General features: G+C 61.2%; 1 pseudogene. It reads left to right on the top strand.

Annotated elements, in window-relative coordinates:
* Window positions 1–11: 11 nt before the first annotated feature.
* A pseudogene (locus AB4Y32_RS40590) lies at window positions 12–255 on the top strand (carboxymuconolactone decarboxylase family protein); the annotation flags it as partial.

Here is a 255-nt window from a genome sequence, read left to right as displayed (position 1 = left end):
GGACGACTACGATGCCAAGAAGTACCGCTCTAAAGCCGGACCAGGTGCCGGCCGATTCGAAACCGACTCTCGATGCGTTCACCAGGAACATCGGATTCACCCCGAACATGATGGCGACCTTCGCGCAGAGCCCGATCGCGTTCAACGCATGGGCCACCCTGCTCGGCTCCTTGAGCAAGGCGCTCGACGTGAAGACGCGTGACAGCATCGCCCTTGCCGTCTCCGAAGTGAAGGGCTGCAACTACTGCCTGACGG

Origin of the sequence: Paraburkholderia phymatum (assembly GCF_040965635.1) — a bacterium.
Lineage (GTDB): Bacteria > Pseudomonadota > Gammaproteobacteria > Burkholderiales > Burkholderiaceae > Paraburkholderia > Paraburkholderia phymatum_B.
This window is presented reverse-complemented; position numbering and strand designations above follow the sequence as displayed.